We start from the raw sequence: 13,696 nt of genomic DNA, 5'->3' as shown, positions 1-13,696 counted from the left end.
AGGTGCTTATGATTCACATAAACTATAAAAAATATAGTTTAGCTCTTGGTGTATTGGTGTTTGCTGGGGTGTTATCCGGCTGCAGTGATAGTATCGCCGATGAAGCGGAAAACCCAGTAGAAAAACAGTTGCCTCGGGTGTTAGTGGTTCAAACCCAACCGGAAGAACTTTCTTTGTCACGTTCATATGCCGCTCGTACGCAAGGTTCGAAAGAAGTGAGTGTGCGTGCTCGGGCTGCGGGAATGCTAAAAAGTCGGGAGTACCAAGAAGGCGAGTTAGTTCAAGAAGGTGACTTGCTATTCACCATTGAACCAACAGAATATGAAATTGCATTACAGCGTGCTGAGGCCGAGCTACAGCGTGCTCAAGCAGAATTAAACGATGCTGAGCGTCAGTGGGATCGTATTAAGTTACTGTTTGATGAAGGCGCTGTGAGTCAACGTGATCGGGACCAGGGCCTGGCCAATTTAGAGTTAGCGCAAGCAAACTATGCAGCGATTGAAGCGAGTGTTAAAGAAGCACGAGTGAACTTAGGCTATACCCAGGTTAAATCGCCAATGACCGGTATTGTTGGGCGAGAAAAATACTCGGTTGGTAATATTATTTCAGAGAGCGATACCTTAACGACGATGGCCCAGCTGGACCCGTTATACGTCTATTTTGCTATCCCGCAAAACGACTTAGCAGCACAGTATCTGCTACAGCAAGTTGCCGTAACGGGTGATCAGTCTAAGGCACCGCATGCCCAGATTGAACGCAATAATGGTTCACGATTTGAACATGAGGGTGTGATTGACTTCATCAGCCGTTCCGTTGATAGCGAAACGGGTACCATCAACGTGCGCGCGCGAATTCCAAACCCGAAAGCTGAAATATTACCGGGACAATTTACTCGGGTGCACATTCCAGATATTCGTCTTGAGCGCGCAATAGCTATTCCGCAGCGAGCCCTCGTACAATCTGGCGAGCAAGCCAGAGTTTATGTAGTGAACGAGCAAAACAGGATTGAACTGAGGGAAGTTGTCGTTGGTCCGCGTCTGGATGATCGGTTTATCATTTCTAGTGGTCTGCAGAGTAATGAACGTGTTGTTGTTGAGGGATTAACAATGTTACGGCCAGGACTTGAAGTTCAAGCCGATTCGTACACAGAGGACGACTAATGTTTTCGAGATTCTTTATAGAACGCCCCGTACTTTCTTCAGTACTGTCGATTATTATCGTTTTGGCAGGTCTGGCAGCTATGCGTGGTCTGCCCGTGTCGCAGTACCCAAATGTGGTACCGCCACAAGTTGTGGTTTCAGCAAATTATCCAGGAGCTTCCGCTGAGGCAGTTGCTGATGCGGTTGCGGCGCCACTAGAGTCTGCCATAAACGGCGTCGAGAATATGTTGTATATGACTACCTCAACGTATGATTCAGGCGACATGAGTCTGAAGATTACCTTTGCGGTAGGAACCGACCCTAACCAAGCAGCCATCGATGTAACAAACGAAATGGAGAGTGCGCTTTCTCGTCTACCAGAAGAGGTAAGAACGGGTGGTGTGAGCGTATCGAAAGAATCGAATGCGTTATTAAAAATAGTAGCATTGAACTCACCTGACGGTAGTCGTGATCCTATTTTCTTGAATAATTACGCCTTAATGACCATTCAGGATGAGATACAGCGGGTTCCGGGTGTTGGCTCCGCAACTATGTTTGGGTCAAAAACGTATGCCATTCGAATTTGGTTGCGTCCGGATAAAATGGCTGAATATGATCTGACACCAGCCGATGTAGATGCGGCCATCAATGAACAAAATGCGCAGTTTGCTGCCGGCCAATTTGGCGCAGCACCTAACCCGAATAACCCACAAGAATTCACTTTAACGGTGGCCACCGACGGACGCTTTTCTAGTGTTGAAGAGTTTGAGCAAATTATCTTAAAAGCTCGCGGCGATGGCAGCATGGTGCGACTCGCAGATATTGCGCGGGTTGAACTTGGTGCCTTGAGATACAACTTTGACGCGCTCCACAATCAAAGTGCGTCAGTGCCCATCGGTATCTACCTACGCCCTGGTGCAAATGCACTAGAAACGTCAGAGCTCATCGACGCAGCCGTAGAACGTATGGCTGCGAACTTTCCTTCCGGCGTAAGTTATAGCGTTCCGTTTGATACCACGGAATTTGTAAAAGTATCGATCTCCCAAGTAGTGCAAACGTTACTCGAAGCCATTCTATTAGTTGTGGCCGTGGTTTATTTATTTTTACAGCGTTTTCGAGCAACCATTATTCCACTGATTGCGGTGCCAGTATCACTGATTGGTGCAATGGCTGGTATGTATCTGTTTGGCTTTTCTATCAACATGTTAACGCTGCTGGCCATGGTATTGGCGATTGGTATCGTGGTTGATGATGCTATTGTAGTGCTTGAAAATGTCGAGCGCATTATGCGTGAAGAAAAGCTTCCGGCAAAACCAGCAGCAATTAAAGCCATGCAAGAGGTTTCCGGGCCTGTCATCGCGATAGTATTGGTATTATCTGCTGTGTTTATACCGGTTGGATTCATTGGTGGGCTAGCCGGTATTATGTATCAGCAATTCGCAATCACCATAGCAATTTCGGTGATTATATCGGGTATTGTGGCGCTGACACTTACACCGGCACTATGTGCATTATTACTTAGTGAGAAACATACAGCTCCGCCTAAGTTTCTGCAAAAATTCAATCAATGGTTCGACGCCTTAACTAATAAATATACCGATGGTGTGCGCTTTATGCTGAAGCGGACATCGTTGGGGTTAACCTTGTTTGTTGGACTTACTGTGGTGGCTGCTTTGTTAGTATGGCGTTTACCGGGCGGTTTAGTGCCGAACGAAGATCAAGGCTATGTTATGGCGGCGCATTATTTACCAGATGGCGCCTCTTTTGAGCGAAATGACGCTTTTGTAGAACGTTTAAATAAGCGACTTGGTGAAGAGCAATTAGTGGACCAAGCCATGAGCTTTACTGGTTTTGATTTAATTGCCGGAGGCTTAAAAAGTAATGCTGGAGCTAGTTTTATTACAATGAAACATTGGGACGATCGCGATCTCGATACACAAAGTAGTTATGCTCTAGCTGACAAAATCTCAGCGATAAGCAATGAGTTTCCTGAAGGCAGCATTACTGCGTTTAATCCGCCTCCCATTCAAGGTATTTCAACGACTGGTGGGTTTGAAGGCTATCTTGCCAATACTCAAGGAGCAAGCGCCCAGGAGTTATATGAGCTGGCAACAGCTATCGCTGAAAAAGCAAACGAGCATGAGCTACTGCAAGGTGTACGTACCACTCTCAATACTAATATTCCGCGCTACAAAGCCGAAGTAGATCGTGAACGAGCCAAAAGTATGGGGGTTTCAATTAATGAAATCTTTGCGGCCATGAAGAGCACTTTTGGCGCTTCTTACGTGAACGATTTTAACTTGTTTGGGCGAGTGTGGCGCGTTTACATGCAAGCCGAATCTGAGTTTAGAGCATCTCCAGACGATCTTGCTAAGGTATTTGTGCGCGCAGCGGGCGGCGAAATGGTTCCGCTAGACTCAGTGGTTTCAGTGACGCGCACTACTGGGCCGGACATCGTTGATCGCTATAATAACTACCCAGCAGCAAAAATCATGGGTAATCCGGCTCCCGGTGTGAGCTCCGGCGAAGCACTAGAGGCACTTGAGCAAATAGTGTCTGACGTGACGGGTGATGATCCCTATACCCAGTTATATTGGGTCGGTTCGGCGTTTCAAGAAAAAACCACCGGTGCTGCAGCTCAAATAGCCTTCGTTTTCGGTATCGTGGTGGTATTCCTAATTCTTGCTGCACAATATGAGCGCTGGAGTTTACCTTTAGCAGTGATCACGGCGGTGCCCTTTGCCTTATTCGGGGCCGCGATAGCTGTAACTATGGCCGGCATGCAAAACGATGTTTATTTCCAAATTGGTATTCTTGTTCTGATCGGGTTAGCAGCCAAGAATGCTATTTTGATTGTTGAGTTTGCAGTGCTCGAGCGTGAACAAGGTCGAACCGTACTAGAGGCAGCAATGAATGCCGCAAGACTGCGTTTTCGTCCAATCGTTATGACCTCATTGGCCTTTATTTTGGGTGCTGTTCCGTTGATGCTGAGTTCGGGAGCTGGCTCAGCGGCAAGAAATGCCGTTGGCACCACAGTGGTCGGCGGGATGTTGGCAGCAACCTTTATAGCGATCTTCTTTATCCCCTTATTTTATAGCTTAATTGACCGTAGCCAAAAGCATAAGAAGGTTGACCAAGACTCTTGAGTTAGTTGTTGCTGGTATCCGTAAAAGTGCGGATCCAGACATCAACCGTCACGTCTATGTGTGTGAGCGCAGCGGCACGAGCGCGGCCTTCGCTGCTGGCGCGATACAGATGCGGTGTCATGGTGAGCAGCTGCTGAATGTGTTCCGGCTGGGTAAGGCTAATTGTAAACGTCAGGCGCTGTTGGTCAGTCAATTGCCAGGTGTCGGCAGGCACAGGCAGTTGTTCGGGTTTGCTATGTACCTGTGGATAAATGATCTGTTTTAGTTCTAGCAAATGATGATTCGCGGGGTCGACCATGATCAAGCGGCCGTTTGGTTTCAGCACCCGGCGAAACTCGTGCGCCACCGGAAAGCCAAACACGCAGAGTAGGGTGTCGAGGCTGGCGGTTGGCAATGGAATATGATTGTTTGAAGCCACTAGCCACGTAACGCGAGGCGCTTGCTTGGCTGCTGCTTGAACCGCCCATTTGGAGATATCTAAAGCCGCGCATATGAGCTGTTGCTGGCGCTGTTCGGCTTGGGCTAACAATTCACGTAAGTAATATCCTTCACCGCAGCCGGCATCTAGTAAAGTTTGTGGCTCACCCCCCTGATCTAGCACCACTTCGGCGAGTTTAGCTGCCAATGGCTGATAGTAGCCAGCGCGCAGAAACTCAGCCCGAGCCTTTACCATGGCTTTGCTGTCGCCAGGGTCTTTCGAGCGCTTATTCTGCACCGGCAACAAATTCACATAGCCCTGCTTAGCCACATCAAAAGTATGGCCGCTGCCGCATCGCCAAGAAGGACTTGCGGACCCAGCTCCGGAGCTGGGTCCGCAAGTTCCTCCAAGCAGCAGTGGCTGCTGGCACAGGGGGCAGCTTAGGGTTTGCAATGGGCTACATGAATGTGTGGTTGAGGACATAAGACGGTCGGGGCTCGTTAGCGGTAACTTAATAAGGGCTATTAGAACTAATCCGGCTTGCAGAAACAAGTCGATACACTCTTATCCTACGGCTAAGTTGAGCAATCTGCCGTTAACCACTATGCTGAATTCACAAAACAATAAAAACGAGATGACCATGCAGACTCACAATCAAACTCATAATTCTAATCAGTTACAAGTCAAACTCTATGAAGCATTAGTGCTGTTAGCACTTCACGATGAGAAGGGCACTACCGAGGGCTGGTACATTGAGTACACGGTTGCTGCGGCAGTATTGGCTGAGCTGTTAATGATGAATCGCGTGAAAGTAAATGCTGATAACAAGAATAAGCTTGAGGTGATTGATGCCGCTCCCACCGGCGATTTAGTGATGGATGAAGTGCTGCATAAAATCGCTACCAAGAAACGTCCGGATACCTTGAAGAACTGGGTGATGGCCATTGGTCATATTCCTAAACTGAAGCATAAAGTAGCCGAGCAATTGGTGGTTGATGGCATCATCAAAAGCGAAGAAAAGAAGGTATTGTGGGTGTTTACTCAGAAGGTTTACCCAGAAGTGAACCCCGAGCCAGAACGTCATTTACGCCATGAGATGCGCCGTTTGATTCTCGATAAACCACTAGAAATTGATGCGAAAGTAGCGATTTTAGTGGCTCTTGCTAAAAGTGCGTACTTACTTAAAGAAGTGTTCAGTAAAGATGAACTCAAAACCCATAAAGAGCGCATCGATAAAATAGCGAAGGGCGAAGAGCTAGGTCAGATCACCAGCGAGGTAGTGGATGCAGTGCAAGCAGCCGTGATGGTGGCGGTGATGTTGCCAGCTATGATGGCCGCAACAACGGCGGCCACTAGTTCATCCAGTTCCAGCGGGTGTTAACCCGTCGGGGCGGTGCATGGTCGTTTAGATAAGAACCGATATAAAAGCGCTGACCGTTACTGGGCGGTCGTTCCGCCGGGTGCATTCATTATGGGCAGGGCTATGGCATACATCGGCCCGCGCCGCTTTAAACCTAACATTAACCAACATTGAACGCCGGTTGTTTCAACAGCTGTTCTGCGCGGCTAATACCTAGGCGCTTGGCCACCTGTTGCCACGCGCCAACAGCGGTTAGAACGTCATCGTAAATGGCTTGAGCTTGGGTACGCTCAAGTCGGAAAAAATCAATCACTTCAAATGCCAAGTTGTAATCGAGTGCATTTGAGGTGTCAGTAATATTCAAATGCAACCCAGTTTTGCCAACTATCGGGTTCAAATCGTATGCGGGTGACAATTTCCAGCCTTTTTCGGTTAACAAAAAGCCGTGATTCCGTAAATGATCATCGGTGTTTGAAATGGCGATATTAAATACAATTCGACGCCATAGTTGTGCAAGATCTGCTTCAGTTTGTGAGCCGTTGTTAGTTAAAAACTCAGCTAATTCTAAATAGCTCGCCCCTTCAGATTGCTCACCATCGTAATATTGTAATTGTGTCATGGCAGACGCGAAATGAAGCCTATCTGCGCCCACGCGGTCAAAGCGTTTGGTTAAAAACGTATGATGATGCGATGAGTACATCTCAATTTTGCATGGGAACATTTCTACACCGGCGCTCAGGGCTAGTTCGTAACAAAGTAGCTCCCAAGCAGCTACATCATGGTCGTCATTTGAGTTGGGAAATTTGGCAATCCATAAATGATTATGCTCGTCACGAACACAGGCTTTAGGCCGTGCGCCGCCTAACGATGCCCCCGGCGCTATAAGCATTTTCAGCCATCGGTAATAGTCATCGCTATCAATATTTTCGTCATGCTCAAGCTGCAAAGCTGCGTATTCAAGCTCACGCAGCGAGGTTATTGGTGGCGCAGCGAAATCTGCGTGATCATCTAAAAATGCATCAGATTCTGATGTTTTAAATCGCAAACCACCCATACGGTATGAGTCGTGAACACCTAGTAAATAATCAATCTCAGTCATTCGGTCGGTAGCACGCAGGCCTTTTCTAAACTCAATAGCTGCGCGACGCTGCATCAAAATGCGGCCCCATCTGTCGGGAGAAGAGTCAAGAAATGCACGGAAGTTGTGATTCGCGTCATCATTAAAGAATTCGCCACTATGCAAGCTCAACTGCGGATCAATTTGTAAACAGTATGGTGACGCTAGAAACTGACGATCATAAGCAAAGCTAAATATACCGCCCCGACTGGATTCAGAAAATCGTAGCTCGCCAACGTGAAGTGGCGATTGAATGGGTAACCACGAGGCATACACGTCCACATTGCGACGGCTCATTGTGAACCCTCAAGTAACTTAATGTTTTGTAGCTTAATGCCTACTTCATCGTGCGCAGCCAATTTGGCGAAGTTGTCTTCCATGCCAAGTACGGCCATAACTTTTAGGTATGAGCCTATAGCCACACCGGGGTCTCCGGCAAAAATTTTATTCACAGTTTTATAATCAAACCCGGTTCTGTCGCATATAAGTTTTTTGGTAAATCCGCGGCGTTTCGTCGCCAACAATAAATCCTCGCCGAATATTGCTAATATTCGTCGTTGTTTGGGAAATAAAACTTTGTGTAAGTCGCGCTTTGCCATAAATACCTAGGACTATTATCCTGTTTTCTGTGTATTAAGTGGAATATAGTCCTATAATTGTAGCTATTCAAGTCGAAATCTCGTAATTTATTTGGATATTATTCCTAATATTAGGTTAAAAATTGGAATATAGTCCTATTTTGGGTGGGTAAACCATGTGTGGAAGACTTAACGTAGTTAGCGATCCGTTATGCCAGCTAGTAACCGAGCAGCTGGGCTTTAAGTTTGACACGCCAACCAATCATGATCTGCGGCCAACGCAAATGGTGGCTGCAATTACCACGCCCATCAACCACAATGGCTTGCAGCAACTGAATACCCAGTGGGGAATACAGCCGCAGTGGGCGAAACGCATTATTATTAACGCCCAAGCCGAAAGCGTGGCGACTAAGCCAACTTTTAAGCGCGCACTCAAACAGTTTCGGTGTGTGGTACCGTGCAGCGGTTGGTATGAGTGGCAGCAAGAAGAGGGGCAACCCCGAAAAACCAAATACCTATTTGCTGAAGCCCATAACCAGCCACTTTACATGGCTGGCATTTACTTTCCGCACCTAGAGCATCAAGCACAGCTCGTTACCCTAACCACCGCTCCCACCGAGCAGTGCGCGCAATACCATCACCGCATGCCGCTGCTTATTCGCCCCAGCGAAGTAGAATTTTGGCTAAATAGCGAAGCCGACGCGCTGGCGCCGCTGTTGCAGGCGCCGGCGGATATTGAGTTGGTTATTTCTGCTTAGCTTTTGTGTGCCATCAACGAAAGCTCAAAGCCGCAAGCTTGTGCATATTTCACTAACGTGGCCCAACTCGGGTTGGTATTACCCCGCTCAAGCCTGCTGATATTACTTTTACTTGTGTGCATTCTCTTGGCTAATTGCTCCTGGGTAAGGCCTGCCTGCGCACGCATGTTTAACAGCTGATGTATAAGATTGAACTCATCTTCAAGATTGTCGTACTCGGCTTTTACTTCTGGGTTTTTAAGAGCCTGTTTTTTTAGCTGTTCTAAGTTCATGATGCTGCTCGTAATTCGAATAGTCCATTGCCTATGGATTTTGTATGCGGCGGGCCTAAGTTAGGACCGTGCGTTTCCATAAGCTCTAAAAGCCGAATCATTCTCGCCTGAATTTTAGGCGGAAGACTTAATAAATCTTCTTCCACACCGCTATAAAACGTGATCGTCCATGACATATAAACAACCTCCTTGTTATCATTTATGATAACTTCGATAGTTAAGATTGTCTAATTTATAAGCTTGTAGGACATGTCATTTGATGTGGGTGGGAAATAGTAATAAATGACTATAAGGATTGATAACTTAACAATTTCGCCATAAACCCTCGCCCAATCGGGCGGGGATATAAGGCGATTGAGGCGAAGCCTCAACTTCTTCCTTGACAAGCAAAGCCATATCAGGAGAATGCTGGTTATTTATACAGTGGTATAATTTAAATGTTAAGGGCGACAAAAGTACGCATTTACCCAACTCAAGACCAGGCTGAGTTTTTAATAGCTCAGTTTGGCGCTGTGCGTTTCGCGTACAACAAGGCTCTGCATTTAAAGTCTCATATGTATCGCAAGCACAGGGTTACGCTGAACCCCAAAAAAGACATAAAACCGCTGCTTGCAGTTGCTAAGAAATCACGAAAATACCACTGGTTGAAACAATATGATTCAATCGCCTTACAGCAGGCGGTTATCAATCTGCATCAAGCCTTTGACAACTTCTTCAACCCGAAGTTAAAAGCCAAATTTCCGCAATTTAAACGCAAGCACGGCAAACAGTCGAGCTATCACTGTGTGGGTGTAAAAGTGCTGGATGGGGCTGTTAAGTTGCCCAAGATGCAGCCTGTAAAGGCAAATATCCATCGTGAAATTTCGGGAGCAGTTAAAAGCATTACAGTGAGCCTGAGTAAAACTGGCAAATTCTACGCCTCTATCCTTGTGGATGATGGAGTTAAAGCGCCTGCATTACTTCACACTATAAGCAAGGTTACAGGTGTTGATTTGGGGCTGTCTCACTTCACCATCGAATCAAACGGCAGAAAGACTGCCAACCCTCGATTTGTAAAACGCGCTGAGAAAAATCTCAGACGTAAGCAGCGTCAGTTGTCTCGTAAGGCTAAAGGGAGCGCCAACCGAGCAAAGGCTCGTTTGTTGGTTGCTAAATGCCACGAAAAAGCAGCAAACGCTCGTGCCGACTTTCAACACAAACTCTCTCGAACTCTCGTTGACGAAAACCAAGCGGTGATAGTTGAGACATTGAAATCGGCCAATATGATGAAAAACCGTAAACTGGCAAAACACATAGCCGATGCCTCATGGTATAGCTTTGTCAACAAACTGGAGTACAAACTGAAAGAGCAAGGCAAATACCTAGTCAAGCTCGACCAGTGGTACGCCAGCTCTAAGACTTGCCATTGTTGCGGTCATAAAATGGAAGTAATGCCCTTATCGGTTCGCTCATGGGATTGTCCCTCATGCGGAACGATGGGTATAGATCGCGACTTAAATGCCGCCTTCAATATCCGTGATAAAGGCATTCTGGAATTAAAGGCGGCTGGACGGTCGTCTCTGCTTATGGAAGCTGCGTAAGCCTCGATACTATCGAGCAACGGCTAATGAAGTAAGAAGCATCGCCCGATAGGGCGGTGAGAAGTCACCCCGCAATCCACTTATTACTTAGCCGCAACAGCCAAGCGGGGGTTAGCTTGCTTGCAAACATCATGAGTTTGGTTTGTAGGCCCACTGCCCAATGCACGCGGTTACCTCGATAATGCGCCATGCGCCATACGGTCAGTGCAATATCGGCCGGTTTTAGGCGTACGCCCAAGCGACGAATGCTACTGGCGTTCATGTTAGTAACCAGGTTGGTTTGCACGAACAGGGGCATCACATCCATCACTTGAATACCGGCATGTTCCCACTCTATGCTTAGCGCTTCGGTCAGCCCACGAACGGCAAATTTGCTGGCAGAATAGGCCGCCAACGAAGGCTGGCCATAAATGGCGCTAGCCGAACTCATGTTGATTACCCGCGAACCTTTAGCCAAATACGGCCGCGCCATATAGCAACCGGTTAACATGCCCTGTACATTTATCTGAATAAGCCGTTGCTGAGCCTCTAAACTCTGCTCCGCTAGCGGGCCAGAAACCAGAATGCCGGCATTATTAAAAAGCACCGTCAGGTTACCGCCAGTATGCTCGGTAAATTCTGCTAAAGCCGCTCGCCAGCTATCGTTATTCGTCACATCTAACTGGCCCGTTTTCAGTAACTTGCTACACCCCATCGCCGCGGCGGCGTTAGCTAAGCTCTCTAATCCTTGCGCATCGATATCAAAAGCGCCCACCTGCCAGCCACCAATTAAAAACCGCAGCGCCGTGGCTTTGCCAATACCGGCCGCCGCGCCGGTGATGAAAATAGAAGGTTGGTGCATCGTTAATATTCCAGTCAAATAGGTAAGCCTTAATGTAACACTATATCGCCACACCAACGCATTAGGTCTACACTAATGACAATAAAAGTTGCTATTAGTGTGAACCAATTGAGATGAAGCAACTCGACGCCATTCGAAAATTATCTGATTTCGACAAACAAGGTCGTTACGTTTACGCACTGTCGGATCTCGGAAAAATTTTTCATGAAGACACTGAAGCAAATTTGCGAGCTGGTATTAAACGGCTAATTAAAGACGGCATTTTGGTGCGGGCGAGTAATGGTGTTTTTGTCTACATACCGGCGCGTTCAAAGGGCAGCAGCACGCTAGAACTGGTGGCGCGTACTATTCGGCGCGGTGAATACAACTATGTCAGCCTGGAGTCTGCGTTGTCAGAATACGGGGCTATTTCACAAATTCCAATTGATCGGTTAACGGTAATGACCACTGGCCGTTCAGGTGAATTTAAAACGCCCTTTGGCACTATCGAATTTATCCATACCAAGCGCAACGTTATTGATATTTTGGATAATTCTGTTGACGTTGGTCGTCCACTTCGGCTCGCCACGCAGGCTGCCGCCTATCGTGACTTAAAACAAGTCGGCCGCAATCTGCATTTAGTTGATACCGAAGTTAAAGTGGCATGGCATATAAGTGAATGAATAAGTTAATGACTAAATGAGTTAGTTAACCAAGGGAACCTATGAAACGAGCACTGTTTGTCATTCTATTAGGCCTAGCCGCGCCAATGTCGCACGCGCTCGACCAAGCCAGCCCTTGCACCACCGTTGAGGCCTGCATTGCGCTGATACCTGAAAAAGACGTACCCAGTTACAGCAACGGCGAAGCCGATGAAGCCGTCAAAGCCCAGTTGCGTGCCTTTGGCCGCGACGGCCTAGAGCCCTTAGCCAAGCTTTCTGCGCACCCCAACAGCAACAAACGCCAGCTAGCCGACACCCTTATTGCAGACATAAAAGACATACGCCAAAGCGACTTTGAGCTGGTGCGCCAGGTTATTCAGAACAACGTAAAATTAGATGGCAGTGGCGGCTGGGCATACCGGTTGCTAGGCCGTATGGGCGGTGACCAAGCCGCTGAATTTTTGGTGAGCGAGCTTTTACGAGAAGGAAAAGGCGGCAACCAAATTGTGTTTGCGCTAGCCAAGATTGGCGCGCCGGCCTTACCGCATTTGCTTAACGCTATGGCCTGTAAAAATAACTGTACCCCAGAAAGTTATGCTGGATTTCAAGAAGTGTTTGATGAACTGCATCAACTTGAAATATCGGATCAGCCAAGTGCGCTTGCGCTTCTTGCGTTGGCAAAAAACAACGACATTGACCCAGACATGCGTAAGCTAGCATTGGGGTGGGTAGGCTACATAACTGCCGAAAGCGCGCCCGTTGAAGCCGAACTTATTCGTATGGTAAAAGCCAACCCCGAGCTGAGTGAGCACGTACTTACCTCGCTAAAAGTACTGAAAAGCCCCTATGCTGCGGACTTGTTAGTGGCCAAACTAGCCCAAGGCGAGGGCCTGTACCGTGAGTGGATACTGCGTGACATTGGCCACCTTGGCCATACCGCCAAGCACGTGGGCGCCAAGGTTGCGCACTACCTAAATGCAGAAGACTGGAACACCCGCGCCGCTGTAGCGAGAACACTCGGCTTTATTGGTTATGAAAAGGCTGCGCCACGGCTACAAACGATGCTGCTCAACGACCAAGACTGGCTGCAAGTACACGCCGCCTTGCAAGCCTTGCATTGGTTGCAACACAGGCCAGCACTAGACGACATTGAACATGTTGCAACCAGCCACTGGTATGCTTTGGTACGTGACTTTGCCGCAGTGACCGCACAACGACTGCGCGCAGACCAACCGCCATTAGAAAAAGACGCTCAGCATTATTATTCACACCGCGCCCGCAATTGTAGTGCCGATCAATTTGCCATCATGGCAGAACCCGAGCAGATAAAGATTTACGATCGCGAGTTTAAAGGCCTAAGCCAATTCAGCTACAAACACCCGTGGTGCGCGGACGCGTCAACCAGCGAAGCGCAAGACTTAGCGCAATTCTGCACATCACCCGAAAGCACCGTAAAGCCCGATGTAGCCGCCAAAGTAGGCGACAGCTGGCTAACCGGCACCAACCGCGGCGAGTGGGGCGGTGAAATGATGGCACTGTACCAAGACGGCAGCACCGAGCTGATTTTGAACGAAAACATAGAAGACATATACAGCTACGGCTCTACCGCCTATGCCACCACAGGGCTGGCGCACTTAGGCATGAATAACGGCGTATTGTACCGCGCCACCGAAATAGCCAAAGGCTTTGCCGTAGAGCCCATTTACCGCCTACCCGGCGCACCCATGAGCTCATGGAAGATCAACCCACAGGAAATTTTGATTAACACCTACTCTGGGCCGGTGATTTTTAACCCGGCGACTGGGTTGCGTGCGCCGGATGGGTGTGAGAGCGGCGAATAGCGAGA

Annotated in this window: 13 protein-coding genes; 7 read left to right on the top strand and 6 right to left on the bottom strand. The window is 48.0% G+C overall.

Translation table 11 applies throughout. The features are described from left to right. Positions 1-8: 8 nt before the first annotated feature. On the top strand, positions 9-1,160 hold the full coding sequence (locus AB8S08_RS11445; protein ID WP_369742824.1) for an efflux RND transporter periplasmic adaptor subunit: 1,152 nt from the start codon (positions 9-11) through the stop codon (positions 1,158-1,160). Next, positions 1,160-4,285: an efflux RND transporter permease subunit gene (locus tag AB8S08_RS11440; protein ID WP_369742823.1), complete on the top strand. Its 3,126-nt coding sequence runs from the start codon at positions 1,160-1,162 to the stop codon at positions 4,283-4,285. Before AB8S08_RS11445 ends, AB8S08_RS11440 begins: the two co-directional genes overlap by 1 nt. Position 4,286: 1 nt before the next feature. On the opposite strand, the gene AB8S08_RS11435 is transcribed toward AB8S08_RS11440, so the two are convergent. Then, positions 4,287-5,186, bottom strand: coding sequence for a putative RNA methyltransferase (locus AB8S08_RS11435; protein WP_369742822.1), 900 nt, complete (start codon positions 5,184-5,186; stop codon positions 4,287-4,289). Positions 5,187-5,343: 157 nt separating this feature from the next. Here AB8S08_RS11435 and AB8S08_RS11430 point away from each other — a divergent pair, with 157 nt between their 5' ends. Continuing rightward, positions 5,344-6,084, top strand: a complete 741-nt coding sequence (locus AB8S08_RS11430; protein ID WP_369742821.1) for a GPP34 family phosphoprotein — start codon at positions 5,344-5,346, stop codon at positions 6,082-6,084. A gap of 139 nt (positions 6,085-6,223) precedes the next feature. On the opposite strand, the gene AB8S08_RS11425 is transcribed toward AB8S08_RS11430, so the two are convergent. Both AB8S08_RS11425 and AB8S08_RS11420 read right to left on the bottom strand, forming a co-directional pair. Continuing rightward, positions 6,224-7,477: a type II toxin-antitoxin system HipA family toxin gene (locus AB8S08_RS11425; protein WP_369742820.1), complete on the bottom strand. Its 1,254-nt coding sequence runs from the start codon at positions 7,475-7,477 to the stop codon at positions 6,224-6,226. Continuing rightward, positions 7,474-7,779 (bottom strand): transcriptional regulator, encoded by a 306-nt coding sequence (locus AB8S08_RS11420; RefSeq protein ID WP_110075600.1) that lies wholly within the window; start codon positions 7,777-7,779, stop codon positions 7,474-7,476. Before AB8S08_RS11420 ends, AB8S08_RS11425 begins: the two co-directional genes overlap by 4 nt. Positions 7,780-7,934: 155 nt before the next feature. On the opposite strand from AB8S08_RS11420, the gene AB8S08_RS11415 reads away from it, so the two are divergent. Further along, positions 7,935-8,516, top strand: coding sequence for an SOS response-associated peptidase (locus tag AB8S08_RS11415; RefSeq protein WP_313933331.1), 582 nt, complete (start codon positions 7,935-7,937; stop codon positions 8,514-8,516). Here AB8S08_RS11415 and AB8S08_RS11410 read toward each other — a convergent pair. Continuing rightward, on the bottom strand, positions 8,513-8,788 hold the full coding sequence (locus AB8S08_RS11410) for a helix-turn-helix domain-containing protein (protein WP_110075591.1): 276 nt from the start codon (positions 8,786-8,788) through the stop codon (positions 8,513-8,515). The genes AB8S08_RS11415 and AB8S08_RS11410 overlap by 4 nt on opposite strands. Continuing rightward, complete coding sequence (locus AB8S08_RS11405; RefSeq protein WP_369742819.1) at positions 8,785-8,964, bottom strand: type II toxin-antitoxin system RelE/ParE family toxin; 180 nt, start codon at positions 8,962-8,964, stop codon at positions 8,785-8,787. Before AB8S08_RS11405 ends, AB8S08_RS11410 begins: the two co-directional genes overlap by 4 nt. 261 nt (positions 8,965-9,225) lie before the next feature. Here AB8S08_RS11405 and AB8S08_RS11400 point away from each other — a divergent pair, with 261 nt between their 5' ends. Beyond that, positions 9,226-10,368 carry an RNA-guided endonuclease TnpB family protein gene (locus AB8S08_RS11400; RefSeq protein WP_110077114.1) on the top strand — a complete coding sequence of 381 codons (1,143 nt, stop codon included), beginning with the start codon at positions 9,226-9,228 and terminating at the stop codon, positions 10,366-10,368. 64 nt (positions 10,369-10,432) lie between these two features. Here AB8S08_RS11400 and AB8S08_RS11395 read toward each other — a convergent pair whose 3' ends face one another. Continuing rightward, entirely contained in the window at positions 10,433-11,209 is a 777-nt protein-coding gene (locus AB8S08_RS11395) for an SDR family oxidoreductase (RefSeq protein WP_369742818.1), read from the bottom strand. A gap of 113 nt (positions 11,210-11,322) precedes the next feature. Between AB8S08_RS11395 and abiEi the strand changes: the two genes are divergently transcribed. Next, on the top strand, positions 11,323-11,871 hold the full coding sequence (gene abiEi, locus AB8S08_RS11390; RefSeq protein ID WP_369742817.1) for a type IV toxin-antitoxin system AbiEi family antitoxin: 549 nt from the start codon (positions 11,323-11,325) through the stop codon (positions 11,869-11,871). A 41-nt stretch (positions 11,872-11,912) separates the two neighbouring features. Beyond that, entirely contained in the window at positions 11,913-13,691 is a 1,779-nt protein-coding gene (locus tag AB8S08_RS11385; protein ID WP_369742816.1) for a HEAT repeat domain-containing protein, read from the top strand. The last annotated feature ends 5 nt before the right edge of the window (positions 13,692-13,696 follow it).

The organism is Pseudidiomarina sp. PP-1MA, from assembly GCF_041200125.1.
Classification (GTDB): Bacteria; Pseudomonadota; Gammaproteobacteria; order Enterobacterales; family Alteromonadaceae; genus Pseudidiomarina; species Pseudidiomarina fusca.
The sequence above is the reverse complement of the archived record's forward strand: the minus strand, read 5'-3'. Positions and strand labels throughout refer to the sequence as shown.